The 24999-nt window shown below is 66.6% G+C and carries 24 protein-coding genes, 1 tRNA gene and 1 riboswitch; of the genes, 17 read left to right on the plus strand and 8 right to left on the minus strand.

The genetic code is table 11. The features are described from left to right. Positions 1–4: 4 nt before the first annotated feature. The gene (locus DCG74_RS07070; protein WP_172786113.1) at positions 5–1192 is read right to left on the minus strand and encodes an O-succinylhomoserine sulfhydrylase; all 1188 of its coding nucleotides are present in this window, start codon (positions 1190–1192) and stop codon (positions 5–7) included. A 76-nt stretch (positions 1193–1268) separates the two neighbouring features. Then, a riboswitch (SAM riboswitch) is annotated at positions 1269–1348 on the minus strand. A gap of 80 nt (positions 1349–1428) precedes the next feature. Here DCG74_RS07070 and DCG74_RS07075 point away from each other — a divergent pair. The 4 genes from DCG74_RS07075 to DCG74_RS07090 all read left to right on the plus strand — a co-directional run bounded on the left by DCG74_RS07075 (position 1429) and on the right by DCG74_RS07090 (position 6186). Further along, on the plus strand, positions 1429–2565 hold the full coding sequence (locus DCG74_RS07075; protein WP_373569513.1) for a 2'-deoxycytidine 5'-triphosphate deaminase: 1137 nt from the start codon (positions 1429–1431) through the stop codon (positions 2563–2565). A 230-nt stretch (positions 2566–2795) separates the two neighbouring features. Further along, positions 2796–3209 carry a PAS domain S-box protein gene (locus DCG74_RS07080; RefSeq protein ID WP_172786111.1) on the plus strand — a complete coding sequence of 138 codons (414 nt, stop codon included), beginning with the start codon at positions 2796–2798 and terminating at the stop codon, positions 3207–3209. A 105-nt stretch (positions 3210–3314) separates the two neighbouring features. After that, on the plus strand, positions 3315–4367 hold the full coding sequence (locus DCG74_RS07085) for a hypothetical protein (RefSeq protein ID WP_172786110.1): 1053 nt from the start codon (positions 3315–3317) through the stop codon (positions 4365–4367). Between the two features lie 376 nt (positions 4368–4743). Continuing rightward, on the plus strand, positions 4744–6186 hold the full coding sequence (locus DCG74_RS07090; protein ID WP_172786109.1) for an MATE family efflux transporter: 1443 nt from the start codon (positions 4744–4746) through the stop codon (positions 6184–6186). Here DCG74_RS07090 and DCG74_RS07095 read toward each other — a convergent pair. From DCG74_RS07095 to DCG74_RS07115, 5 genes are all read right to left on the minus strand, one after another. Beyond that, positions 6183–6659 carry a hypothetical protein gene (locus DCG74_RS07095; protein ID WP_172786108.1) on the minus strand — a complete coding sequence of 159 codons (477 nt, stop codon included), beginning with the start codon at positions 6657–6659 and terminating at the stop codon, positions 6183–6185. The two genes, DCG74_RS07090 and DCG74_RS07095, sit on opposite strands and share 4 nt — an antisense overlap. Positions 6660–6772: 113 nt before the next feature. Continuing rightward, entirely contained in the window at positions 6773–7174 is a 402-nt protein-coding gene (locus DCG74_RS07100; protein WP_172786107.1) for an SRPBCC family protein, read from the minus strand. Positions 7175–7319: 145 nt separating this feature from the next. Beyond that, positions 7320–7679, minus strand: a complete 360-nt coding sequence (locus DCG74_RS07105; RefSeq protein WP_172786106.1) for a VOC family protein — start codon at positions 7677–7679, stop codon at positions 7320–7322. A gap of 54 nt (positions 7680–7733) precedes the next feature. After that, positions 7734–8573, minus strand: coding sequence for a helix-turn-helix transcriptional regulator (locus DCG74_RS07110; protein ID WP_172786105.1), 840 nt, complete (start codon positions 8571–8573; stop codon positions 7734–7736). Positions 8574–8583: 10 nt separating this feature from the next. Beyond that, positions 8584–9162, minus strand: a complete 579-nt coding sequence (locus DCG74_RS07115; RefSeq protein WP_172786104.1) for a methylated-DNA--[protein]-cysteine S-methyltransferase — start codon at positions 9160–9162, stop codon at positions 8584–8586. A gap of 173 nt (positions 9163–9335) precedes the next feature. Between DCG74_RS07115 and DCG74_RS07120 the strand changes: the two genes are divergently transcribed. From DCG74_RS07120 to DCG74_RS07170, 11 genes are all read left to right on the plus strand, one after another. Beyond that, positions 9336–9409, plus strand: a tRNA-Gly gene (locus tag DCG74_RS07120). 165 nt (positions 9410–9574) lie between these two features. Then, entirely contained in the window at positions 9575–10156 is a 582-nt protein-coding gene (locus tag DCG74_RS07125) for a helix-turn-helix domain-containing protein (protein WP_172786103.1), read from the plus strand. A gap of 24 nt (positions 10157–10180) precedes the next feature. Further along, on the plus strand, positions 10181–10654 hold the full coding sequence (locus DCG74_RS07130; RefSeq protein ID WP_172786102.1) for a GNAT family N-acetyltransferase: 474 nt from the start codon (positions 10181–10183) through the stop codon (positions 10652–10654). Between the two features lie 126 nt (positions 10655–10780). Then, on the plus strand, positions 10781–11854 hold the full coding sequence (locus tag DCG74_RS07135) for a LacI family DNA-binding transcriptional regulator (protein WP_172786101.1): 1074 nt from the start codon (positions 10781–10783) through the stop codon (positions 11852–11854). An 83-nt stretch (positions 11855–11937) separates the two neighbouring features. Next, positions 11938–13392, plus strand: coding sequence for a xylulokinase (gene xylB, locus DCG74_RS07140; protein WP_172786100.1), 1455 nt, complete (start codon positions 11938–11940; stop codon positions 13390–13392). Further along, positions 13393–14715, plus strand: a complete 1323-nt coding sequence (gene xylA / locus DCG74_RS07145) for a xylose isomerase (protein WP_172786099.1) — start codon at positions 13393–13395, stop codon at positions 14713–14715. It abuts the gene before it with no gap. Between the two features lie 13 nt (positions 14716–14728). Then, a complete protein-coding gene (locus tag DCG74_RS07150) occupies positions 14729–15487 on the plus strand; it encodes an ATP-binding cassette domain-containing protein (protein WP_172786098.1) in 759 nt (252 codons plus the stop codon). Continuing rightward, a complete protein-coding gene (locus tag DCG74_RS07155) occupies positions 15487–16557 on the plus strand; it encodes an ABC transporter permease (RefSeq protein WP_172786097.1) in 1071 nt (356 codons plus the stop codon). The genes DCG74_RS07150 and DCG74_RS07155 overlap by 1 nt, the downstream gene beginning before the upstream one ends. A gap of 93 nt (positions 16558–16650) precedes the next feature. Beyond that, complete coding sequence (locus DCG74_RS07160) at positions 16651–17583, plus strand: sugar-binding protein (protein WP_172786096.1); 933 nt, start codon at positions 16651–16653, stop codon at positions 17581–17583. A gap of 102 nt (positions 17584–17685) precedes the next feature. Continuing rightward, positions 17686–18663 (plus strand): aldo/keto reductase, encoded by a 978-nt coding sequence (locus DCG74_RS07165; protein WP_172786095.1) that lies wholly within the window; start codon positions 17686–17688, stop codon positions 18661–18663. A 3-nt stretch (positions 18664–18666) separates the two neighbouring features. Then, positions 18667–19524 carry an amidohydrolase gene (locus DCG74_RS07170; RefSeq protein ID WP_172786094.1) on the plus strand — a complete coding sequence of 286 codons (858 nt, stop codon included), beginning with the start codon at positions 18667–18669 and terminating at the stop codon, positions 19522–19524. Positions 19525–19682: 158 nt separating this feature from the next. Here the strand turns inward: DCG74_RS07170 and DCG74_RS07175 are convergent, their stop codons facing one another. Together DCG74_RS07175 and DCG74_RS07180 are read right to left on the minus strand one after the other, a co-directional pair. Then, positions 19683–20912, minus strand: coding sequence for an ABC transporter substrate-binding protein (locus DCG74_RS07175; protein ID WP_172786093.1), 1230 nt, complete (start codon positions 20910–20912; stop codon positions 19683–19685). A gap of 115 nt (positions 20913–21027) precedes the next feature. Then, positions 21028–21954, minus strand: a complete 927-nt coding sequence (locus DCG74_RS07180; protein ID WP_172786092.1) for a class I SAM-dependent methyltransferase — start codon at positions 21952–21954, stop codon at positions 21028–21030. Between the two features lie 66 nt (positions 21955–22020). Between DCG74_RS07180 and DCG74_RS07185 the strand changes: the two genes are divergently transcribed. After that, the gene (locus tag DCG74_RS07185) at positions 22021–23058 is read left to right on the plus strand and encodes a ligase-associated DNA damage response exonuclease (RefSeq protein WP_172786091.1); all 1038 of its coding nucleotides are present in this window, start codon (positions 22021–22023) and stop codon (positions 23056–23058) included. Continuing rightward, complete coding sequence (locus DCG74_RS07190; RefSeq protein ID WP_172786090.1) at positions 23055–24716, plus strand: ATP-dependent DNA ligase; 1662 nt, start codon at positions 23055–23057, stop codon at positions 24714–24716. The genes DCG74_RS07185 and DCG74_RS07190 overlap by 4 nt, the downstream gene beginning before the upstream one ends. Positions 24717–24999 lie beyond the last annotated feature (283 nt).

Consider the following 24999-nt stretch of genomic DNA (forward strand, 5'->3'; position numbering starts at 1 on the left):
TTCCTCACGCCTTCTCCAGCGCCGCGGTGAGATCTTCGATCAGGTCATCGGCGTGCTCGAGCCCCGCCGAGAAGCGAATGAAACCCTCGCTGATGCCGAGCGCGGCGCGGTCTTCCGGCTTCAGGCGCTGATGCGTCGTGGTCGCCGGATGCGTGACGAGGCTCTTGGCGTCGCCGAGATTGTTCGAGATCTTGGCAAGCTTCAATTCGTTGAGCACGCGGAACGCCGCCGCCTTGCCGCCCTTCACCTCGAAGCCGACCAGCGTCGAGCCGCCGCGCATCTGCTTCTTCACCAGCGCCGCCTGCGGATGATCGGCGCGGCCGGGATAGACCAGCCGCGAGATCTTGGGATGGCTCGCCAGCACCTCGGCGATGCGCGCGGCCGTGTCGGTCTGCGCGCGCACGCGCACGCCGAGCGTCTCCAGGCCCTTGAGCAGGACCCAGGCATTGAACGGCGAGATCGACGGGCCGGTCTGGCGCATGAAATTGTGGATGTGCTCGGCGATGAAGGCTTCCGAGGACAGGATGATGCCGCCGAGACAGCGGCCCTGGCCGTCGATGTGCTTGGTCGCGGAGTAGACGACGACGTCGGCGCCGAGCGCGAGCGGGCTCTGCCAGATCGGCGTCGCAAACACGTTGTCGACGACGAGCCGCGCGCCACCCTTGTGCGCGATCTCGGCAATCGAGGGAATGTCGAGTACGTCCAGCGTCGGGTTGGTCGGGCTCTCCAGGAAGAACGTCTTGGTGTTGGGCCGGAGCGCGCGCTGCCATTCATCGAGATTGGCACCGTCGACCAGCGTGGTCTCGATGCCATAGCGCGGCAGCAGGTCCTGGACGACGTAGAGGCACGAGCCGAACAACGCGCGGGAGGCGACGACGTGATCGCCGGCCTTGAGCGGTGCCAGGATCGCGGTCGTCACCGCCGCCATGCCGGTTGCCGCCGAGCGCGCGGCCTCGGCGCCTTCGAGCTCGATCATGCGGCGCTCGAACATCGCAATGGTCGGGTTGGAATAGCGCGAATAGATGAAGCCGGGATCCTCGCCCTTGAACCGCGCCTCGCACTCCTCCGCGCTGGCGTAGACATAGCCTTGCGTCAGGAACAGCGCCTCCGACGTCTCGCCATATTGCGAGCGAAGGGTGCCGGAATGGACCAGGCGGGTTTCGGGGCGGTAAGTGGCAGACGACTTCGACATAGGACCCTCTCCGACATGACCGTCGAGGCGAAAACGGTCACAAAAAAACCGGCCTGGATATCTCCACGGGCCGGGATCACAGAGGTCCCCGGCCTGTTTAGCGACTTATTTAACGTGGCTGCAAGCCGGCCGGCTCAAATCACCACGGGATAAGTGATGCTCATATTCCGCAATGCCCTTTCCGTCAAGGCGTCCATCGGATAGCCGTAAAAGACTTGTATTTCCGGCATGTCCGGATGCGTTTGACCCCTGATGAGGACCCCCGGTTGACGTTCACGGTCGCCGCCGACGCCAATGGTATCCTGCCCGACCGCATGATCGCGGCGATGGCGGAAGAAGGTCTCATCCTGCCCGCCTACGACTTCGTCGAGAGCCAGATCCAGCCGGCGAGCCTCGATCTGCGCCTTGGCGACATCGCCTATCGCGTCCGTGCCAGCTTCCTCCCCGGGCCCGGCGCCACGGTGGCCGAGCGCATCGACGAGTTGAAGCTGCACGAGTTCAGCCTCGCCGACGGCGCGGTGCTCGAGACCAATTGCGTCTACATCGTGCCGCTGCTCGAAAGCCTCGCGCTGCCGCCGGAGATCGTCGCTGCCGCCAATCCGAAGAGCTCGACCGGCCGGCTCGACGTCTTCACCCGCGTGATCGCCGACGGCACCCGCCGCTTCGACATGATCGGCGCCGGCTATCACGGCCCGCTCTATGCCGAGATCAGTCCGAAAACGTTTCCGGTCTTGGTGCGCGAGGGCTCGCGCCTCAGCCAGGTGCGCTTCCGCACCGGCGATGCCATCCTCAATCCCGACGAGCTCGATGCGCTCCATGCTAGCGAGCGCCTCGTCGACATCGACGATGCGGACCTGTCCGGCGGCGTTGCCGTCTCGGTCGATCTGTCGGGCGAGAAGGCGAGCGGCTTCGTCGGCTACCGCGCCAAGCGCCACACCGGCGTCGTCGACGTCGACCGCCGCGCCGGCTACGCGGTGGAGGATTTCTGGGAGCCGATCTCGGCGCGCCCCGACGGCAGCCTGATCCTCGACCCCGGCGAGTTCTACATCCTCGCCTCCAAGGAAGCGGTGCAGGTGCCGCCCGACTACGCCGCGGAGATGGTGCCGTTCGATCCCTTGGTCGGCGAATTCCGCGTGCACTATGCCGGCTTCTTCGATCCCGGCTTCGGCTATGCCGGCGCTGGGGGGCAGGGCGCCCGCGCGGTGCTCGAAGTGCGCTCGCGCGAGGTGCCGTTCATCCTCGAGCACGGCCAGATCGTCGGCCGCCTCGTCTACGAGAAGATGCTGGCGCGCCCCGACGCGATGTACGGCCAGCGCATCGGTTCCAACTACCAGGCGCAAGGCCTCAAACTATCGAAGCATTTTCGGGTGTAGCTGCACACTCTACTGTCATGCCCCGGCTTGCCGACTTCGCTGAAGCTTCGCCGGCCGAGCACCCTCTGGCCCGGCGTAGCCTAGCGGAGCAGGGACCGGGGCATCCAGTACGCCGCGGCCTCCCGATTTGATCACTTCTGCCTCGGAGTACTGGATCGCCCGATCAAGTCGGGCGATGACACCGAATGTGTGTCACGATGCGCAAGACCAGCTACATGCGAGGTGGCGACATGACCGATCAGTTCCAACTCGATGCAAGCATCATCAACGACGCCGCGGACGCGCTGATCTATTCCGATCGCTCCGGCACGATCACGCGCTGGAATCGCGCATCGACCGCGCTGTTCGGCTTCTCCGCCGACGAAGCGCTCGGCCAGAATCTCGATCTGATCATTCCCGAACATCTGCGCGCCGCGCACTGGAAAGCCTTCGACGCCGCGCTCACGAGCGGCACCATGAAGCTTGCGGGCAGGCCGACGCTGACCCGCGCGCTGCACAAGAGCGGGCGCAAGCTCTACATCGAGATGACCTTCGCGCTGGTGCGGGACAGAGATGGTGCCGTGCAGGGATCGGTGGCGATGGCGCGCGACGTCACGGAGCGCGTCGAGCGCGAACGGGCGGCCAAGGCGGCGCAAAATTCGTGATGCGGAATTGACGGAACGCCGTGCAGGGAGGCCTGCACGCGGGTCATGTTGCCTGTCACCGGCCGCGGTGACACACTCGATCAAAACCATGATCGGGGAGCCTACATGACCGCCGCACCAGACCTCGCGCAGGAAGCGCAATGGAAGCGCTGGCGCGCAGTCGCAGATCTCTACCACGCCTATTTCACCGGCCTCATCCTCACCGTCGTCACGCGCCGCGGCACGGCGGATGCCGCCGAGTTCGTCTTCCGCGTGTTCCGCCGCCAGCAGCAGGAGCGCTTCCTGCCGGGGCTCAAAAAGCTCGGAATCGACCATCTGCCGCCGGCGGTCGCGGCTGCGCAATATCACTATCTCTCCAACTGGATCGGCGGCGTGCATGTCGAATATATGTATGAGAGCGACAGCAAGGCCTGGATCCGCTATCCGCCGCCGCGCTGGATCTGGAAGGGCACCGCGATCTGCGGCGTGCCGGGCGAAGTCTCCCGCGCAATGCTGCGCGGCTGGCACGCCAACAACGGCGTTGCGCTCGGCGATCTCAGGCTCGGCTTCGTCTGCACCAAGCAGAGCGTCGACGGCCAGGACGGGCTCGAAGGCTATTATCATCTCTACGACCATCCGCTCGAGCTCGACCAGCGCCTGGTGTTCGCGCGGCACCTGGAAGCGCCGCTGTTCGATGCGAAGACGGCGCCGGCATTGCCGATCGCGAGCTGGCCAAGACCGCGGTTGGAAAAGGCCTATCGCAATTACGCGATGGAATATGTCCGCACCGCCGCGCCCGTGATGGTGCAACTGTTCGGCCCCGAGGATGCCGGCTATCTGCTGCACCTCACCGGCAAGCTGATCGGCATGCAATATTTCGACGAGGTTGCCGCGGCGCTGGCGATGACCCGCGGCGGCGCGCGAGAGTTCGCATCCTTCCTGAGCGCGCTGCTCGCCACGCAGGATGATGCAGCCGAGATGACACGATCGGAAGGCACCTTTGAGATCCGGCAGCAAAGCTGGAAGCTGATGGACAACGTCGCCGACACTCACCGCGCCTGCGCCAAGGTGCTGGAAGGATTGTTCGAGGGTCTCGCTGCAGGCTGCGGCCGGCATATCGGCGTGCAGATGCGCGCCGCTGCAGGCGGCCGTCCGCCATTGGTCTGGACGATTGAGTGAGCGACAGTGTCGCCGCGCTTCGCCTCTCCCCGCGTGCGGGGAGAGGCCGGAATTTGCGACAGCAAATTCCGGGTGAGGGGGAGTCTCCGCGAGTCCGGCTGTCACCGTTGTTGCGGAAGCGGCCCCTCACCCCAACCCTCTCAGCGCGAGCGAAGCTCGTCGCGGCCCCGTAGGAACGGGGAGAGGGAGAAGAGGAGAAGTGCCGTAATTCCACCGCTTGAAATGCGCTGCCGCAGGGCACGCCTGCATCCGGCGCAGGCGGAATCGGGGCTCGCCGTGCTAACAAGCCTCAGCCGCGCCTTTCGCGCGAACGAAGTCATTTGGCACACCAAGTAATTTGCCGCGCCGCAAACGGCGGCTGCGCCCGGGAGAGGACATGTCCGACATCGCCGAAATCCCGGTCGATGAGCAAGAGCGCCCGCTGCCGCCGCCTCCACCGCCGATCAGAAGCGCGCTGACCGACGGGCCGATCCTGCGCACGCTGCTCTCGCTCGCCTGGCCGAACGTGATCGGCCTGTCGGCCGGCATCTGTGTCGTGATCGCCGAGACCTCCTATGTCGGCCGGCTCGGCGTCGAGGCGCTGGCGGCGATGGCGCTGGTGTTTCCGACGATCATTCTGACCATGACGATGTCCGGCGGCGCCATGGGCGGCGCGGTGGCGTCGGCCATCGCGCGTGCGCTCGGTGCCGGCAACCGCGAGCGCGCCGGTATCCTCGCCGTGCACGCGATGCTGATCGGCATCGGCTTCGGCCTCGTCTTCATGCTGGGCATGCTGGTCTTCGGGCCAAAACTGCTCGAGATGCTCGGCGGCCGCGGCGATGTGCTGACGCATGCGATCGCCTACACGCAGGTGTTCTTCGGCGGCGCCGTGCTGCCCTGGCTGCTCAACACCATGGCGGGGATCCTGCGCGGCACCGGCAACATGAAGCTGCCGTCGTTCCTGATCCTCAACTCCGCGGCCTGGCAGATCGTGCTCGGCGGCACGCTCGGCCTCGGGCTCGGGCCGGTGCCGCAGCTCGGCATGCGCGGCGTCGCCGCCGGCGCGCTGATCGCCTACACCATGAATATCGGCATCATGAGTTGGTACCTGTTCTCCGGCCGCGCGCGGATCACGTTGAAGCTGCGCGGCCTGCGCATCCAATGGGCGATGTTCTTCGACATCCTGAAGGTCGGCGCCATCGCCTGCTTCTCGCCGCTGCAATCAGTGCTGACGATCTCGATCTTCACCCACATGCTGGCGCAGTTCGGCACCGCGATCCTCGCCGGCTACGGCGTCGGCGCGCGGCTCGAATTCCTGCTGACCTCGATCGCGTTCTCGTTCGGCATTGCCTGCGTGCCGATGGTCGGGATGGCGATCGGCGCAGGCCGCATCGCGCGGGCCCGGCGCATCGCCTGGACCGCCAGTGTTGCCGCTTTCGTGGCGGTCGGCGCGCCGGCGTGCCTCGTTGCGATCTTTCCCGATCTCTGGGTCAACATGTTCACCGACAGCGCGGCCGTGCGCGCGGCGAGCCACCAATATCTCTCGACGGTCGGGCCGTTCTACGCTTTCTTCGGCCTTGCAACGACGATGTATTTCTCCTCGCAAGGCGCGGCCAAGGTGATCGGGCCGGTGCTGGCGCAGACGGCGCGGCTGATCTACATCGCAGGAATCGGCTGGTGGCTGTCGACGCACGGCGCCAGCGCGCAGAGCTTCTTCTGGCTCGCCGCGAGCTCGATGGTCGTGCTCGGCCTGCTGTCGTGCTCCAGCGTCGTGCTGACACGCTGGGGACCGCGCGAGACGAAGCCCGCGATCAGGCCGGCGCTTTCGATTGGTGACTAGCGGCGTTTGTGGCGGCGATGGCCGCCGCCGCCGGTATTGGCGAGCCGCATCAATTGCGGGATCATCGCCATCATGTCGCCGCCGCCGGCGCCGCCGAGCATGCCCATGATGTCGCCGCCGCCCATGCTGCCGATCCCGACTGGCATGGTGCCGCCGCCCATCGGCGCGTAGCCATAGTTCGGTGCACCGAATCCGCCGCCGAAACTGCCGCCGCCCATCATGCCGCCGAGCCCGCCGCCGCCGTTCTCCATCATGCGGCTCATCATCGGGCCCATGGTCTGCATCAGCATGGCGAAGCGGCGCTTGCCCATCTTCGCCTTCATCATCTCCAGCATCGGCGCCATCTGCGTCATCATGTCTTCGCCGCCGGTACCTCCGCCGCCGAGGAATTGCGCCCTTGCCGGCACGCTCGAGATCGAAAACAGCAGCAGCACCGCGGCTGCCTGACAGATCACCTTGTCCGCACTTCTCATGGCATGCTCCTCGCGTGCGTGGCGCCGCCGGGAAAGCAGAGCCGACCGGACGCACGCGGGCATGGTTACGGCCGGCGAGGATGCGCTTCTGTGAGAAAACTCACAGTGAATGATCAGGCCGCCGCGGACGGAAACGCTTTGTGCATGGCGGTCACCGCCTCCTTGGTTTGCCCCTGAACGTAAGGCGCGAGCTCGTTCGGCAGCATGTCGATGATCCAGATGAGGCGGCAGCTCGTCTCACCCTCGGCAACGACCTGAACCGAGGCGCTGTAATGCCGCAGCCGCTCGTTGTTGATGGCATAGACGAGGCGCCGCCGCGCATCGTCGCAATCGACCAGCACCTCGCGCGCGACGGAGCCGTTGGCGAAGGTAACGATGCGCGCATCGCCGTCGAGCGTGCACGCGGTGACGAAGCCCGGCACCAGCCGCCGATGCAGCGCACCGAAATCGCGCACCGCGTCCCAGACGTCGCGCGCGGAGGCGGGGAGGGAGATGTCATTGTGGATGGAGGCCATGGTCTCTCCTATCAGGTGGAATTCGTAGGGTGGGCAAAGGCGCGCTCTTCGCGCGCCGTGCCCACCATTCATCGGCGTTGTCGCGAGGAGTTGGTGGGCACGCTGCGCTTTGCCCACCCTACGAGGGCTCGTGCGCGGCGGCGCCTCACACGCAAACCGCCTCGACATTGTTGCCATCAGGGTCGATCAGGAACGCCGCGTAATATGTCGGGCTGTAATCCCTGCGTGGCCCGGCGCCGCCGTTGTCACGGCCGCCGCTTCGCAGGCCCTCGCTGTGAAACGCCTTGACCGCATCATGGTCTTTGGCGCGGAAGGCGATGTGGACGCCGTCGGCCTTGCGGCCCTTGTTCAGGTGCAGCCACAGCGCCGGCTCACCCTTCGGCCCGAATCCGGCATAGCCGTCGCCGCTCGAGCACAGGACAAAACCGAGCGGCGCCAGCACCGCGGTGTAGAAACGCGTGGCGGCGTCGAGGTCGGCAACGCGCAATCCGATGTGGTCGTACATGTTCGTCTCCATTGCAAAGCGTGACGCAAGGGCACGCGCCGGAGACGACCCTAGTCAGTTGAGGGCAAGCTGCTCTTGGAGAATCTTGCGCTCGCCCTTCGAGGCCTGGCGGAACTTGGTCGGCGACACGCCGGCGGCGCGATGGAAAGTGCGGACGAAATTGGAGAGATCGCCAAAGCCGACGTCATAGGCGATGTCGGTGACGGCGATGTCGTCCTCAGTAAGCCTGCGCGCGGCGTGGCGAAGCCGCGAGCGCACCAGATATTGATGCGGGGTGACGCCGAGCACGGCCGAGAACAGCCGCAGGAAATGGAACGGGCTGAGGCCCGCCTGCTTTGCTGCCAGCTCGAGGTCGAGCTCGGCATGCGAGTTGTCGTCGATCCACAGCGCGGCCTCCACCGCGCGGCGGCGATCGCGTGCGGTGGGGGTGGCCGGCTTGCGCGCCTTGCCCGAGACGGCGTCGACAAAACGGCCGGCCAGGATCTGGCCGATCTCGTCGAGGCCGAGATCGCTGTTGCCATCTGCTGCCGTCTGAGCGAGCTCGCCCAGCACCATCAGCTCGGGCAGCGGCGGCGTTGCGCCGATCTGCCAGATCTCGCGCCGCCCCCCGAGGGCGTCGACCAAATCCGCGCTGAAGAAGAAGCCGAGGCAGACGTCGCCGAAGACGTGCTCATGCGTGCAGGTGTATTCCTCGCCGGGGGCGCCGATCAGCATCGAGCCCGCCACCAGCTCGAAGAAGCCGGCGCGGCAATGACAGCCGAAGCTGCCGGAGCGGACATAGGCGATGGAATGGCCGGTGCGGCATTCCGCAAACGGCGTATCGTCCGGTCCCGCATCGCAGCGAAACTCGGAAACACTTATCGAGGGCGTCGTCAGCAGCGTAGTGGCGTGCATGCCGCCTTATCTAGGTGGAGGGTCTCGGCGGGGCAACGGGCAGCAGCACTTCGAACAAGGTCTTGCTGGCGATGGGATGAGCGCCCTCCAGCGCCAGCAGCCGCCGCTTGGAGATCACGCCGCCATAGGGCGAGAGCCGGTCGGTGTAATTGCCGGCCTCCAGCACCCGGTGGCAGGGCACGATCAGCATGAAGGGATTCTTCGCAATCGCCTGCGCCACCGAATAGGCTGCGCCGGAGGCACCGAGCGCCCGGGCCACCTCGTGATAGGTGCGCGTCTCCCCCCGCGGGATGCTGCAGGCGTACTCGTAGACGCGCCGGTTGAAGCCGGGCACGTCGCCGGCGTCCAGGCTGACCTCGGAAAAATCGGGATCGTGACCTTGCAGCAGGCCCTTGATGCCCTCGATCGCAAGCTCGGCGTTCTCGGACGGGCGCTGCTCCCGCGCCTCGGGATGGAGCTGAAAAATCCGGCGGCGGGTGTCGATCTCCCGCGCCTCCGGCAATTGCACGGCGATCACGCCGGTGCCGCTCCAGATGATGCCGCAACGGCCGATGGCCGTGTCGAATATCGCGTAAGCCTGCCCCACCATGCACACGCCCCACTCAGTGCACGTTTCTCCCCGGAGCAGCGATCATAACACCGCCACAATCCGGCGCACCTGGAATCTTATCAGGACGTTAACAACCGCCCCGCCGGTCGCGCCAAACCGCTTGGCGGCAGGCGCCGTCTCGGCTAATCAGGAGGGGCGCGGAGCGCACTCTCGCGGGCGTAGTTCAATGGTAGAACGGCAGCTTCCCAAGCTGCATACGAGGGTTCGATTCCCTTCGCCCGCTCCAAGTTTCGATTCCCTATCCAATAAGCGACCGTAGGCCGCTCACCCGCCGCGCAAAGATTCCAATATATTGGTCTGTCGTTGCCGGCAGGTGCGCCTCGCCCGGCTTAAGGTTCGCTTCGCCGTGACGGGTCGGTCCTCATGTCGGGCAATGTTCGGATCAGGGATCATGGACCAGCAAAAACTCGATCGCGCCATCGGTCGGCGGCTGAAGACACTGCGGACGCAGGCGGGCATGACGTTGAACGAGCTTGCGGCCCGCTCCGGCGTCAGCCGGGCCATGATTGGGCGGGTGGAGCGGGCGCAGAGCAGTGCGACGGCGGCGCTGCTGAACAAGCTCTGCGCGGCGCTCGATGTCACGCTCAGCGATGTCGTCGCGCTCACGGAGAAGCCGCCGGAGCGCCTGGTGCGGCTTGCGGACCAGCCGCTCTGGCGCGATCCCGACAGCGGCTATCGCCGGCGTCACGCCTCGCCGCCGGATGCGGCCAGCGGCATCGAGATCATCGTCGTCGACCTGCCGGCCGGCGCGCGCGTCTCCTACAGCCCGTGGGGCCGCAACGCCTTCACGCAGCAACTCCTGATGCTGGAGGGCGCGATCGCCGTGCATATCGATGCCAAGGCGGTGCGGCTGCGCGAGGGCGATTGTCTGGATTTCGACGTGATGCGCGCCGTGATCTTCGAGAACGAAACCAGGCAGGACGCGCGCTACGTCATCATCGTCAGGCGCGGCGCTTCCTACGGCAAGATGTGAGGACAAAGCGTGGAGACGAGCACGATGCAGATACGCACCGGCGACACCTATGATCCGCGCGTCGTCGCGCTGCTCGATCACCACGTCACGACAGCGCGGGCGCAGACGGCGCGGGGCAGCGACCATGCGCTCGATCTCGCGGGCCTGCGTGCGCCCGAGGTTGCGTTCTGGACCGGCTGGGACGGCGAGACGCTGGTCGCCACCGGCGCGCTGAAGACGCTCTCGGCCGGCCATGGCGAGGTCAAGTCGATGCACACGCTGCAGACCACGCGGCGGCGCGGCTATGGCGGCCAGATGCTGCGCCACATCATTGCCGAGGCCCGTGCACGCGGCATGACGCGGCTCAGCCTCGAGACCGGCTCGTGGGACTATTTCAAGCCGGCGCATGCGCTCTACCTGGCGCACGGTTTCGTCGCCTGCCGCCCGTTCGAGGGTTATGTCGAGGATCCCAACAGCCTGTTCCTGACACTCGAGCTGCCGGCGCCGGCGCACCGGTAGCTCACGAGCGATCTTGTCGAGCACGCGCTCGGGGGCGGGACGTCGTTCCTGGACCGGGACGCAAAAAGACCGATCCCCTCATCAAATGAGTTGCGTACCTCAAAACACCTCTGCTAGCCTTCAGCCATGGCCGAGACCCTCACCCCGACTGCGCTGACGCTGAAGGACATCGCCCGCGAGGCCGGTGTCAGCCTCGCCACGGTCGACCGCGTCCTGCACAACAGGCCGGGGGTGCGCCCGGACACGGTCCGGCGCGTCAAGGACGCCATCGCGCGCAATTCGTTCCAGCCGCACGTGGCCGCCGCCGAGCTTGCGCGCGGCCGCGCCCGCCGCTTCGCCTTCGTGATGCCGTCGGGGCCGAACCCGTTCATGCAGCAGATCGAGGCCTATCTCGGCGAGATGGCGGCCTGGCTGTCGGCCCGCCGGCTCAATGTCGAGATGATCGCAGCCGACGTGTTCGAGCCCGCTGCGCTCGCAGCTTCGCTCGAAGCCCTTTCGGGCGATTACGACGGCATTGCCGTGGTGGCGCTGGACCATCCGAGCGTCCGCGCCGCCATCAACGACCTCGTCGATGCCGGCACCAAGGTCGTGACGCTGGTCTCGGACGTGCCGTCCTCGCGTCGCCACCATTATGTCGGCATCGACAACATCGCTGCGGGCCGCACCGCCGGCGCGCTGGTCGGGCGGCTGGTCGGCCAGAGGTCCGGCAAGGTCGCGATCGTCGCGGGCTCGCAGGGCCTGCGCGACCATGCCGAGCGCATCTTCGGCTTCAACCAGGTGATGGGAGCCGAATTCCCCGATCTCAGCGTGCTGCCGGTGCTGGAAGGGCGCGACGAGGACGACCGTTCGGAGCAGCTGCTGGCGCGGCTGCTCGGCAAGCACGCCGACATCGTCGGCCTCTACAACGTCGGCGCCGGCACGCAGGGCGTCGCCAAAGCGCTGAACGACAAGGCGCAGAACGAGAAGGCCTCTGGCGCGGCCGGGCGCGACAAGCAGGTGGTGTTCGTCGGGCACGACGTCACCGCGCTGACACGGCGGTTGCTGCTGCAGGGCGTGATGGATGCCGCGATCTCGCAGAACCCCGGACATGAAGCGCGCGCGGCGGTCCGCGTGCTGCTCGCGCTCGCCCGCGGCGAGCCGATCTTGAGCGAACAGGAGAAGATCCGGATCGACATCGTGATGCGGGACAATCTGCCCTAGCGGCAGGTGGATTTGGCAACAGGCGGCCAGGGGGAAAAGCGACGCAAGATCGCTCTCCCGCGGCAGGCGAAAGGGAGGACGATTTGTATCTCGGGATCGACATCGGCACGTCCGGTGTGAAAGCGGTGCTCGTGAGCGAAGCCGGCGCGGTGACCGCGACGGCGGCGCGCGAGCTTGCGCTGTCGCACCCCGCGCCGCTGTGGTCCGAGCAGGATCCCGATGCCTGGGTCGATGCGGCCGTCGGTGCCGTCGACGATCTCGCCGCGCGCCATCCGCGCGAGGTCGCGCAGGTCCGCGGCATCGGGCTGTCGGGTCAGATGCATGGCGCGACGCTGCTTGGCGAGGACGGCCGTCCGCTGCGTCCGGCCATCCTCTGGAACGACGGCCGCTCGCAGGCCGAATGCGCAGCGCTGGAGCGGCGCTGTCCCTCGCTGCACGCGATCGCCGGCAATCTCGCGATGCCCGGCTTCACCGCGCCGAAGCTGCTCTGGGTGGCAAGGCACGAGCCGAAGATCTTCGACCGCGTGGCAAAGGTGCTGCTGCCGAAGGCCTATGTCCGCTATCGCCTCACCGGCGAGATGGTCGAGGACATGTCGGACGCGGCCGGCACGCTGTGGCTCGACGTCGGTCTGCGCCGCTGGTCCGCGCTGCTGCTGCACGCCACCGGGCTCGATCTGCACCACATGCCGCGTCTCGTCGAGGGCAGTGCCGTGAGTGCGGTGCTCGCGCCGGAATACGCGCAGCGCTGGGGCATGGCGAAAAATGTCGTGGTCGCGGGCGGCGCCGGCGACAATGCGGCCAGCGCGATCGGGCTCGGCGCCATCGCACCTGGCGATGCCTTCCTGTCGCTGGGAACGTCGGGCGTGCTGTTCCGCGTCACCGATCGCTTCGCCCCGGCGCCGGCTTCGGCCGTGCATGCCTTCTGCCACGCGCTGCCCGGCCTCTGGCACCAGATGGGCGTGATGCTGTCGGCCGCGGCTTCGCTTGCCTGGCTTGCCGGCGTGATGGAGACGCCGGCCGCAGCGCTCCTGGCGCCGCTCGGCGAGCGCGTCGATGCACCAGGCACGGTCCAGTTCCTGCCTTATCTCGACGGCGAGCGCACGCCGCACAACGATGCCGCCGCCAGCGGCGCCTTCGTCGGCTTGCGCGGCGCGACCGGGCGCTCAGAGATCGTGCAGGCCGTGCTCGAAGGCGTCGCCTTTGCCGCGCGCGACAATCTGGCGGCGCTGAGCGCAGCCAGCGGGCCGATCGCCGAGGTCGATCTCGTCGGCGGCGGCTCGCGCTCGCCGCTGTGGGCGCAGATCTGCGCCGACGTGCTCGGCCTGCCCGTCCATCGCGTCGAGGAAGGCGAGGTCGGCGCCGCGCTCGGCGCTGCGCGGCTCGGCCGGCTCGCCGCGACAGGCGAGAGCCTTGCGGACGTCTGCACGCGTCCGCGGCGGCTCGCGAGCTTCACACCCCGCCCGTCCGTCGCTGCGGCCTATGACGAGGCCTATCGGCGATGGCGCGCGCTTTATCCCGCATTGAAGGAGTCTTCTTAAGTGAACGCGCCAGCCAAATTCTTCGATGCAAGTGCACCCGTCGCCTTCGCCGGCAAGGAGGCCGAAGGCGCGCCCGCCTTCCGCTGGTACGACAAGGACCGCCTGGTGCATGGCCGCCGGCTCGAGGATCACCTGCGCTTTGCGGTCTGCTATTGGCATTCGTTCTGCTGGCCCGGCGGCGATCCCTTCGGCGGCGAGACCTTCCTGCGGCCGTGGCACCACGGCACCGACGCGATGGCAATGGCCCGCGCCAAGGCCGATGTCGCCTTCGAACTGTTCCGCCTGCTGGACGTCCCCTTCTTCACCTTCCACGATGTCGATGCGGCGCCGGAGGGCGCTTCGCTCGCCGAGTCCGTCGCCAACCTCAACGCCATCGCCGATCTGTTCGAGCAGAAGATGGCAACGAGCAAGGTTCGCCTGCTCTGGGGCACTGCGAACCTGTTCACGCACCGCCGCTACATGGCGGGCGCGGCGACCAATCCGGACCCCGAGATATTCACCTATGCCGCCGGCCAGGTCCGCGCCGCGCTGGAGGTGACGCACCGGCTCGGCGGCCAGAACTACGTGCTGTGGGGCGGACGCGAGGGCTACGAGACGCTACTCAACACCGATCTCAAGCGCGAGCTCGACCAGCTCGGCCGGTTCGTCTCGCTCGTCGTCGAGCACAAGCACAAAATAGGCTTCAAGGGCCCGCTCCTGATCGAACCGAAGCCCAAGGAGCCGACCAAGCACCAATATGATTTCGACGTCGCCACCTGCTACGGCTTCCTGGAGCGCTACGACCTGCTCAAGGACGTCAAGCTCAACATCGAGCAGAACCACGCCATCCTCGCCGGTCACTCCTTCCATCACGAGGTCGCGCTGGCCGAGGCGCTCGGCGTGTTCGGCTCGCTCGACATCAACCGCGGCGATGATCTGCTCGGCTGGGACACCGACCAGTTCGCGATGAACGTGCCGGAGCTGGCGCTGGTGTTCCACGAGATCCTGAACCGCGGCGGCTTCACCACGGGCGGGCTCAATTTCGATGCCAAGATCCGCCGCCAGTCGATCGACCCCGATGATCTCATCCATGCCCATGTCGGCTCGATGGATGCCTGCGCGCGCGCCTTCCTCGCCGCCGCCGACATGCTCGACGCCGGCGCGCTCAGCGCGCCGCTCGCACAACGCTACGAGGGCTGGGCCGGGCCCGAGGGCCGCGCCATTCTCGCCGGCCAGCGTTCGCTCGCCGATCTCGCCGACCGTGCGATGAGCCCCGGCTTCGATCCGCAGCCGCGCTCCGGCCGGCAGGAATATCTGGAATCCCTGGTGAACCGCTATGTCTGAGGAAACGCCGCTGATGACGAAGGCTGACGCGACACCGGTGCTCGAGCTCACCGGCATCGGCAAGGAGTTCGGCGCGATCCGCGCGCTGCATGACGTCGACATGCAGGTCTGGCCTGGCGAGGTGGTCGGCCTGATGGGCGACAACGGCGCCGGCAAGTCGACGCTGGTGAAGATCATCGCCGGCAATTTCCGCCCCACCCATGGCGAGATGCGCTTTGCCGGCAGCGCGGTGCATTTCAACCGTCCGGTCGATGCCCGCGCCGTCGGCATCGAGGTCGTCTACCAGGACCTCGCGCTCGCCGACAATCTGAGCGCCGCCGCCAACGTCTTTCTCGGCCGCGAGCTGAAGCGCAGGTTCGGACCCATTGCCTTGCTCGACCACAAGGCGATGGCATCGCGCGCGCTGGAGCTGTTCGGCGAGCTGCGCTCGGAGACGCGCCCCGACGATCTCGTCAGGCAGATGTCGGGCGGCCAGCGCCAGGCGGTCGCGATCGCGCGGACCCGGCTTTCCAATGCGCGGCTGGTGATGATGGACGAGCCGACCGCCGCGATCTCGGTGCGCCAGGTCGAGCAGGTGCTCGGCCTGATCCACCGGCTGAAGGAGCAGGGCGTCGCCGTGATGCTGATCTCGCACCGCATGCCCGACGTGTTCGCCGTATGCGACCGCGTCGTCGTCATGCGGCGCGGCGAGAAGCGCGCCGACAAGTCGATTCACCAGACCTCCCCCGAGGAGGTCACCGCCCTCATCACCGGTGCGAAGGAGGCGGCGTGATGGCCATGCCCATGGAATCCCCGATCAGCTTCACCAATGTCGGCAAGATCAGATGGTGGCAGCGCGGCATCTTCGCCTCGCAGACCGGCTACGTTCTGCTCGCGCTGGCGGTGCTGCTGGTGATCATGCATTTCGCCAGCCCCTACTTCTTCACCCAGGGCAACATGCAGAACGTGGCGAAGAACTTTTCCTTCATCGCCATTGCGACGCTCGGCGTCACCTTCGTGATCATCACCGGCGGCATCGACCTGTCGGTGGGATCGATGATGTGCTTCTCCGCCATGATCACCTCGATGGTGATGACCGAGCTGTCGGCGCCCGGCTCGCCGCTGGTACACATGGCCGCTGACGGCAAGACCGTGCTCGCCAATGTGCCCGGCCTGATCCTGATTATCTCGATCCTCGCCGGTCTCGGCGTCGCACTGATTGCCGGCCTCTTCAACGGCTTCTGCATCGCCGTGCTCGGCCTGTCGCCCTTCGTCACCACGCTCGGCATGCTCTCGATCGTGCGCGGGCTCGGCTATGTCGTCTCCAACGGACGCGGCAGTTTCCCGGGCGGGCCGGACGCCGATTATTTCTATGCGCTCACGTCCGGTGACGTGCTCGGCGTGCCCGCGCCGTTCATCTATCTCGTGATCCTGGCGCTCACCATGGCCGTGGTGCTGCACCACACCTCGTTCGGCCGCCACGTCTTCGCGCTCGGCGGCAATGAGAAGGCGGCCGAGCTCACCGGCATTCCGGTGGTGCGGGTGAAGATCGAGGTCTACGTGATCTGCGCGCTCGCCGCGGGCCTGCAGGGCATCATCATCTCCGGCTGGCTCGGATCGGCGCCGGCCAACATGGCGACCTCCTACGAGCTCAACGTGATCGCGGCGGCCGTGATCGGCGGCGCCAATCTCGCCGGCGGCATCGGCGGCCCGCTCGGGGCCATCGTCGGCTGCGTGCTGCTGGAGGTGATCCGCAACGGGCTCGTGCTGGCCCAGGTCAGCTCGTACTGGCAGCAGACGCTGGTCGGCGTGATCATCATTCTGGCTGTGCTGGTCGACCGCATTCGCTCGCGGATGACCTGAAATGACGACATCTCGGGAAGGCAAGGAAAACGCCGCCTATCCGCTTCCCGGGGGCTTTCGAGGGGATAGGCACCAACAAGAGTGGAGGAGACCATGAGGAAACTGCTTCTTGCCGGTATCGCGGTCGCGATGATGGCGACGCCGGCATTTGCTGCGAATTACCGCTTCGTCATCGTGCCGAAGGCGATGAACAATCCGTTCTTCGACTTTTCGCGCGATGGCTGCCTGAAGCGCGCCAAGGAGCTCGGCAACATCGAGTGCATCTACAAGGGACCGGTCGAGCATGAACCTGCGACCCAGGCCCAGATCATCCAGGACTTCATCACGCAGAAGGTCGATGGTCTTGCCATCTCCGTCGCGGACGTTGCGGCCATGACCAAGTCGATCGAGGCGGCGACTGCTGCCGGCATTCCCGTCATCACCTTCGATGCGGACGCGCCGGGCTCCAAGCGCATCGCCTATATCGGCACCAACAACAAGGAGTTCGGTGTCGCGCTCGGCAAGGAGCTCCTGAAAATGCGGCCGGACGGCGGCAAATACGCGATGGTTTCCGGCGGCCCCGGCGCCAAGAACCTCGCCGAGCGCGTCGACGGCGTGCGCGAGGCGCTGAAGGGCTCGAAGTGGACCGAGGTCGCGGGCTCGCCGACGTTCTGCAACGACGATCCCGCGCTCGCGGTCCAGCAGATGACGGACATGCGCACCGCAACGCCGGACCTCGCCGCCATCGTTCCGATCGGCGGCTGGCCGATGTTTGCGCCCGAAGGCTTCAAGGCCTTCGCCAGCCGGAACAAGAAGGACATCGATTCCGGCAAGTTCACGCTGGTCGTCGCCGATACGCTGAAGATGCAGCTCGAGCTGCTGCGTGACGGCTACGCCAATGCGCTGGTCGGCCAGCGTCCGTTCGAGATGGGTGAGAAGGCGATGGACACGCTGCTCGCCATCAAGAAGGGCGAGAAGGTGCCGGAGATCGTCTACACCGGCCTCGATCTCGTCACCAAGGACAACGTCGCGCAGATGTTGAAGTAGGAGCGCTGCCAGCCCCGCGCTCCTGCATGCCTCTCCCGCTTGCGATTTCCGCAAGCGGGAGAGATGATTTGGAATGGAAGACGACTGCTGGAAGGCGATGGAATGAAAAGGTCGCGGCTCGGCGCTCTCGATGTCACCTCGATCGGCCTCGGTTCCGCCCCGCTCGGCGGATTGTTCTCGCCCGTCAGCGATGCCGATGCGCAAGCGACGCTTGAACGCGCCTGGTCGCTCGGCGTTCGGTTCTTCGATACCGCCCCGCTCTACGGTTTCGGCCTCGCGGAGCGGCGGTTGGGGGCCTTCCTGCGGCAACAGCAGCGCGATTCCTACGTCATCTCGACCAAGGTCGGCCGCCTGCTGCGCGCACCGGACGGTGCTGCCCCCGAGGACGAGCACTACAAGGGCACGCCGCGTGAGCGGCCGGTGTTCGATTTCAGCTATGACGGCGTGATGCGGTCGGTCGAGGAGAGCCTGCAGCGCCTCGGCCTCGACCGCGTCGACGTCCTGCTCGTGCATGATCCTGACGATCATTATGACGATGCCGTCACCGGCGCCTTCCGCGCGCTCCGGCGCCTGCGCGAGGACGGCACGGTCAAGGCGATCGGCGCCGGCATGAACCAGTCGGAGATGCTGGCTCGCTTCGCCGAGGCCGTGCCGGTCGACTGTTTCCTGCTCGCCGGCCGCTACACGCTGCTCGACCAGGGCGCGCTGGATGCGCTGTTTCCGCTCTGCCAGGCGAGGGGCATCGGCATCCTGCTTGGCGGCATCTACAACAGCGGCATCCTGGCCAATCCGCTGACGAGCGCGAAATTCAACTATCAGGATGCTGATGCGGCGCTCGTGGCACGTGCGCTGGAGCTCGACGAGCTCTGCCGCAGGCACGGCACCGAGCTGAAGGCCGCCGCGCTGCAATTCTGTATGGCCCATCCGGGGGTGACGGTCGCCGTGATGGGTGCGCGCAATGCCGCCGAGGTCGCTGACAACATCGCCATGTCGGAAGCGGCGGTCCCGTTGGCGTTCTGGCAGGACTTGCGGGCGCGAAAGCTCGTGGATGTGCGCGCGCCACTTCCCGGCGGAGCGTAGGGCATGATCGTCGATTCCCATCAGCATTTCTGGGATCCGGCGCGCGCCGACTATCCCTGGATGGAAGCGCCCGAGCTGGCGCCGATCCGCCGTGCCTTCGGCCCGGCCGATCTCGCGCCGCTGCTGAAGGCGAACGGCATCGACGCCAGCATCGTGGTGCAATGCCGCTCCGCGCTGGAGGAGACCGAGGAGTTCCTGCGTATCGCGAACGCGACGCCCTCTGTCGTCGGCGTGGTCGGCTGGGCCGATCTGACCGACGCTGCGCTTGACGAAACGCTCGACCGGCTGCGCGCTCTGCCTGGTGGAGCAAAGCTGGTCGGCATCCGTCACCAGGTCCACGACGAGCTTGATGCGGATTGGCTGCTGCGCGACGACGTCCAGCGCGGACTTACCGCGGTGTTCGCCCACGATCTCGCTTACGATTTCCTCGTCCGCAGCCGCGAGCTGCCTGCCGCGATCGCAACCGCGCAGGCCTTTCCGCACGCGCGTTTCGTGCTCGATCACGCCGCCAAGCCGCCGATTGCGGCCGGCGGGCGCGCGGAATGGGCCGACCGCATCGCAGCGCTGGCTGCCTGCGGCAACGTCTGGTGCAAGATCTCGGGGTTGGCGACCGAGGCGGTCTGGAATGACTGGGATGCAGAACGGCTGTTTCCGTTCGTTGCGCACGCCGCAAGATGTTTTGGCGAGGACCGGTTGATCTTCGGATCGGACTGGCCCGTGTGCCTGCTTGCGGGAAGCTACAGCGAAATCAAGACCGCGCTGGAGGCCTGCCTTGCGAGTCTCGGCCCGCGTGTGCGGGACAAGGCGTTCGGCGTGAATGCAGCGCAGGCGTATCGGCTGGCGTCGCGCGTTAGCGCCTGAGCGCGCGCCTCGTCCTTCGAGACGGCGCTGACGCGCCTCCTCAGGATGAGGCTAAGCGGCGTCCGTGTCCTTTGAAGCACCCGCCGCGCACTCCGCTCCTCATCCTGAGGAGCCCGCCTAAAGCGGGCGTCTCGAAGGATGGCCGCAATCGCAGAGCCTTACTCCGACATCGGCTTGTCGGAAATGTCCCAGTCTTTTCCGGTGAAGGTGGAGATGAACAGCGTCTTCATCGGCGTGTAGTCCTCGGGCGTGTAGCTGTAGGTGACGCCGTCGAGGAAATACGGCGAGTGGAAGCCATTGAGGTTCGATGCCTGCTTCAGCACGTTGGCGCGGGTGAGCTCGTCGCCGCAGCGGCGCAGGATCTCGCCCATGGTCGCGGCCTGGCCGTAACCGGCGAAGGCGATGGTGTTGTCGGGATCGATCGCCGGCGTGTACTTCTTGCGCAGCTCCTCGAACGCCATGACGTCCGGGTCCTTCTCCCATTTGGGCAGGCCGACCTCCTTGTTGTAGCGGATCGCAACGATTCCGGTGGCGTTCTCGAGGCCCGCGGCATTGAGGATCGAGCGGCCGGTGGAGCCGGCGGAAAGCAGCTGCAGCGGCTTCCAGCCGAGCTCGGCCACTTTCCGGATCGACTGCGACGAGGCCTTGCCGGTCGAGATGTTGTAGAAGACGTCGGCGCCCGACTTCGAGAGATTGACGAGCTGGGAATCGACGGTCGGCTCGGTCAAATCATAGGTCTGCTCCATGATCACCTGCGCAGTGCCGCCGGCATCCGCCAGCACTTTCTTGAAGGGTGCAAGGAAGTCGCGGCCGAAATCGTCGTTCTGGTAGAGGATGCCGATCTTGGCGTTCGGCTTCACGCTGACGACGTGTCGCGCCAGGATGCGCGCTTCGGTCGGATAGAGCGGCAGGCCCGCCATCGTCCATTTGAACTCTTTCGGATTATTCCATTTCGAGGCGCCGGTGTTGAGCAGCAGCTGCGGCACGCCCTTGGAGTTCAGGTATTTGTGCACGGCGGTCTGCGGCGCGGTGCCGAGCGAGCCGTACAGCGCGAGCACTTCCTCCTGCTCGACCAGGCGCCGCGTCGCCTCGACGCATTTCGGCGCGCTGTAGGCGTCGTCCATGGTGAGGAATTTGACCTTGCGTCCGTTGATGCCGCCCTTCTCGTTCAGCATCTGGAAATAGGCTTCGCCGATGCGGCCGAGCACGCCGTAGAGCGAGCCGGGGCCGGAATGCGGCACGGTCTGACCGATCTTGATCTCGGTGTCGCTGGCGCCCGCATCGTACTTTTTCTCCGCAGCCCAGACGTAGGGCGCGGGCAAGGTGGATGCGGCGATGGTGGCGAGTGCGCCGGCGCTGAAATCGCGCCGCGATGGATTCTTGGTCATTGTTGTTTTCTCCCTGATGCGCGCATTGTGCTGACATCGCAGCTCGGCTCGCAAGTGGGAAGTCGCAGCTTTGCGACGCAATGACGCTCAAATCGTCAGGCGTTAGCGCCTAGACTCAAGTTTTCTCGGCGACGATGACAAGGCCGCGCACGGGCTCGTTGTTCTCGTTGCGCGGCGAGGCTGGCTCCAGGGTCAGCAGCTTCAACCCCGCCTTGGCGATGGCGCCGCGCACATATTCCGCGGAATGGGCATAACGCAGGCCGTCGCCGAGCACGATGCCGCTGCCGTCGTGCGTCTCCAGCGTGAAGGCAAGCACGCCGCCTGAGACGAGCACGCGCTTTGCCTCGGTGAGAACAGGGGCGAGATCGGAGAGATAGACGAACGCATCCGCGGCCACGATGAGGTTCGCGCTGGCATCCAGCTTGCCGCGCAGGCCCTCGAGCATGTCGGCGACTTCGAGCGCGGCATAGAGGTTCGTCGCCCGCGCCTCCTTGATCATGCCGGGCGACAGATCAATGCCGGTGAAATGGTCGACCTGCTTGGCGAACGCGGCTGCCGCAAGGCCGGTGCCGCAGCCGAGGTCGATGGCGTGCTTGAAGTAGGCCGGCTTCTTGGCGGCGACGCGCGCGGCCAGCACCGCCTTGAAGATCAGCGTGGGGGCGCGATAGCCGAGATCGTTGATCAGCGCGTGCTCGAACCGCGGCGCGTATTGATCGAATAAAGCCTGCACATAGGCCTTGGGCATCTCCGCCATCTCGGTATCGCCGAGCCGCATCAGGTGCAGGCCTGCGCCGTGCTGATCCTCGGGGTCGCATCGCCGCGCTTCACGAAAGGCCGCGATGGCCTTGTCGCGCTCGCCGAGCTGCTGACGGATCTCGCCGAGCGTGAACCAGGCCGAGGTGAAATCAGGTGCGAGCTCGATCGCCTGCTCCAGAAGGTCGGCGGCGGCGGGCAGGTCGCCCTTGAGCTGGAGGTCGCGCGCGAACTCGAAGCGGCGGTCGGCCATGAGATCGCCGGAGGTCAGGAACAGGCGGAGCGGCATTGAGGAACCAGGAAACGAAACGGGTAATTGACTCGAAGATGTGATGGCTCGACTTATATAACAGGCATGCGCCCGCAAGACATCCTGCTGCCAAATGCTGCCGGCCTGTGCTGCAAGCCCGGCGGCTTCCATATCGACCCTGTCCGGCCCGTCGAGCGGGCCGTGATCACCCACGGCCATTCCGACCATGCCCGTGCCGGCCATGGCGCCGTGCTGGCGACGCAGGAAACGCTGGACATGATGCGGCTGCGCTATGGCGAGAACTTTGCCGGCTCGACCCAGGCGATCAGCTATGGCGAGGAAATCCGGCTCGGCGACGTCAAGGTCAAGTTTTACCCGGCCGGCCACGTGTTGGGCTCCGCACAGATCGCCGTTTCGTGCAAGGATACCTGCATCGTCGCCTCCGGCGACTACAAGGACGCGCCCGACCCGACATGCACGCCGTTCGAGCTGGTGTCGTGCGACGTCTTCATCACCGAGGCGACGTTCGGGCTCCCGGTCTTCCGGCATGGCGATGCCAGCGACGAGGTCAAGAAGCTGCTGGCTTCGGTCGCGTTGTTTCCGGAGCGCGCGCATCTCGTCGGGGCCTACTCGCTCGGCAAGGCGCAGCGCGTGATCAAGCTGCTGCGGCAGGCCGGCTACGACGCGCCGATCTACCTGCATGGCGCGATGGAGACGATCACGCATTACTACCAGAGCCGCGGGATCGATCTTGGCGAGCTCAAGCCCGTGAAGGGCATGAAGAAGGCGGCGCTCGCCGGCACCATCACCTTGGCGCCGCCATCGGCCACATCCGATCTCTGGACGCGGCGCTTTCCCGATCCCGTCACCGCCTTCGCCTCGGGCTGGATGCGGGTGCGCGCCCGGGCGCGGCAGCGCGGCGTCGAGCTGCCGCTGGTGATCTCCGACCACGCCGACTGGGACGGCCTCACCGCGACCATCGCGGCGACCGGCGCCGGCGAGATCTGGGTCACCCACGGCCAGGAAGATGCGCTGGTGCATTGGTGCCGGAGCAAGGGCCTGAAGGCGCAGCCGCTCGATCTCGTCGGCTATGGCGACGAGGAGGAGAGCGAGACGCCCATTCAAGGCGAGGCCGAAGCATGAACCGCTTCGCCGAGCTGCTCGACCGCCTCGCCTATGAGCCCGGCCGCAACAATAAGCTGCGGCTGCTCACCGGCTATTTCCGCGAGGTCGGCGATCCCGACCGCGGCTATGCGCTGGCGGCGCTGACCGGCGCACTCAGTTTCAAGCACGCCAAGCCGGCGCTGATCCGCGATCTCATCGCGGCACGCACGGATGAGGTGCTGTTCGGGCTGAGCTACGACTATGTCGGCGATCTCTCGGAGACGGTGGCGCTGATGTGGCCGAAGACCGCGCTCGCCGCCCACAACAACCCACCCCCGCCGAGCCTCACCGAAGTCGTCACCACGCTGCGCACGCTCGGCAAGACCGAGCTGCCGAAGCAGCTCGAACGTTGGCTCGACGAGCTCGACGAGACCGGCCGCTGGGCGCTGCTGAAGCTCGTCACCGGCGCGCTTCGCATCGGCATCTCGGCGCGGCTCGCCAAGACCGCCGCCGCTGCGCTCGGCGACAAGGACCCGCACGAGGTCGAGCTGATCTGGCCGGGCCTCGTCCCGCCCTATCTCGACCTGTTCGCCTGGCTGGAGGGCCGCGGCGACAAGCCCGTCAACCGCGATCCCGCGCCGTTCCGCCCGGTGATGCTGGCGCATGCGATCGAAGACGGCGATTTCGCCGCGCTCGATCCCGCCGACTACATCGCCGAATGGAAATGGGACGGCATCCGCGTGCAGGCGGTCGCCGGGCGCGACGAGCGCGGCCATACCACCGCGCGGCTCTATTCGCGCACCGGCGAGGACATCACGGGCAGCTTCCCGGATCTCGTGCCGTCGCTGCGCCTGCCGGGCGCGATCGACGGCGAGCTCTTGATCCTGCGCGAAGGCCGCGTGCAGAGCTTCAACGTTCTGCAGCAGCGGCTCAACCGCAAGGTGGTCTCGCCGAAGCTGATCAAGGAGTTTCCGATTCACTTGCGCGCCTACGATCTGCTCGGCGACGACGAGAACGATCTGCGCGAGCTGCCTTTTGCCGAGCGGCGTGAGCGGCTGGAGAGATTCATCGCAAAGCTGGACGATCCCCGCATCGATCTCTCGCCCACCGTGCCCTTCGACAGCTGGGAGGCGCTGACGGCCGCACGCGCCGATCCCGCCAGCGCCGGCGCCGGCGAGGACGCGGACGCCGTCGAGGGCGTGATGCTGAAGCGGCGCGATGCGCCTTATCTGCCGGGGCGGCCGAAGGGCCAATGGTGGAAGTGGAAGCGCGACCCGCACATCATCGACGCCGTCCTGATGTATGCGCAGCGCGGCCACGGCAAGCGCTCGTCCTATTATTCCGACTACACCTTCGGCGTCTGGACCGAGACCGAGAATGGCGAGGAGCTGGTGCCGGTCGGCAAAGCCTATTTCGGCTTCACCGACGAGGAGCTGTTGCAGATCGACCGCTTCGTCCGTCGCAACACCACGGAAAAATTCGGCCCCGTCCGCCATGTCGTGCACGAGGGCGACAAGGGCCTGGTGCTGGAGGTCGCTTTCGAGGGATTGCAGCGCTCGCCCCGGCACAAATCCGGCGTCGCCATGCGTTTCCCCCGCATCAGCCGCCTGCGCTGGGACAAGCCGCCCCGGGAGGCCGACCGGCTGGAGACGCTGGAGAAGATGCTGAAGGCCGAGGCGGCGGAGATCGAGGTGTGATGCGCGCGCTGAGCCGAACTTTGGCGGCGCCTGAGCGCGCGCCTCGTCCTTCGAGACGACCGCTTCGCGGTCTCCTCAGGATGAGGCTAATCGGCGTCAGCGCCTGCTGCCGCTCACTCCGTCCTCATCCTGAGGAGCCCGCCTAAAGCGGGCGTCTCGAAGGATGGCCGCAGGGAAACCTCTCAATAGTCTCGCGGGAGAGGTGATCGACTGCCCGAATTAAACTCCCGTAACCCGATTGACGCCCCCTTGCGGGTTCCCCATGTCCCCCGCCGTGCCCTAT

This window comes from Bradyrhizobium sp. WBAH42 (assembly GCF_024585265.1).
Taxonomy (GTDB): Bacteria; Pseudomonadota; Alphaproteobacteria; order Rhizobiales; family Xanthobacteraceae; genus Bradyrhizobium.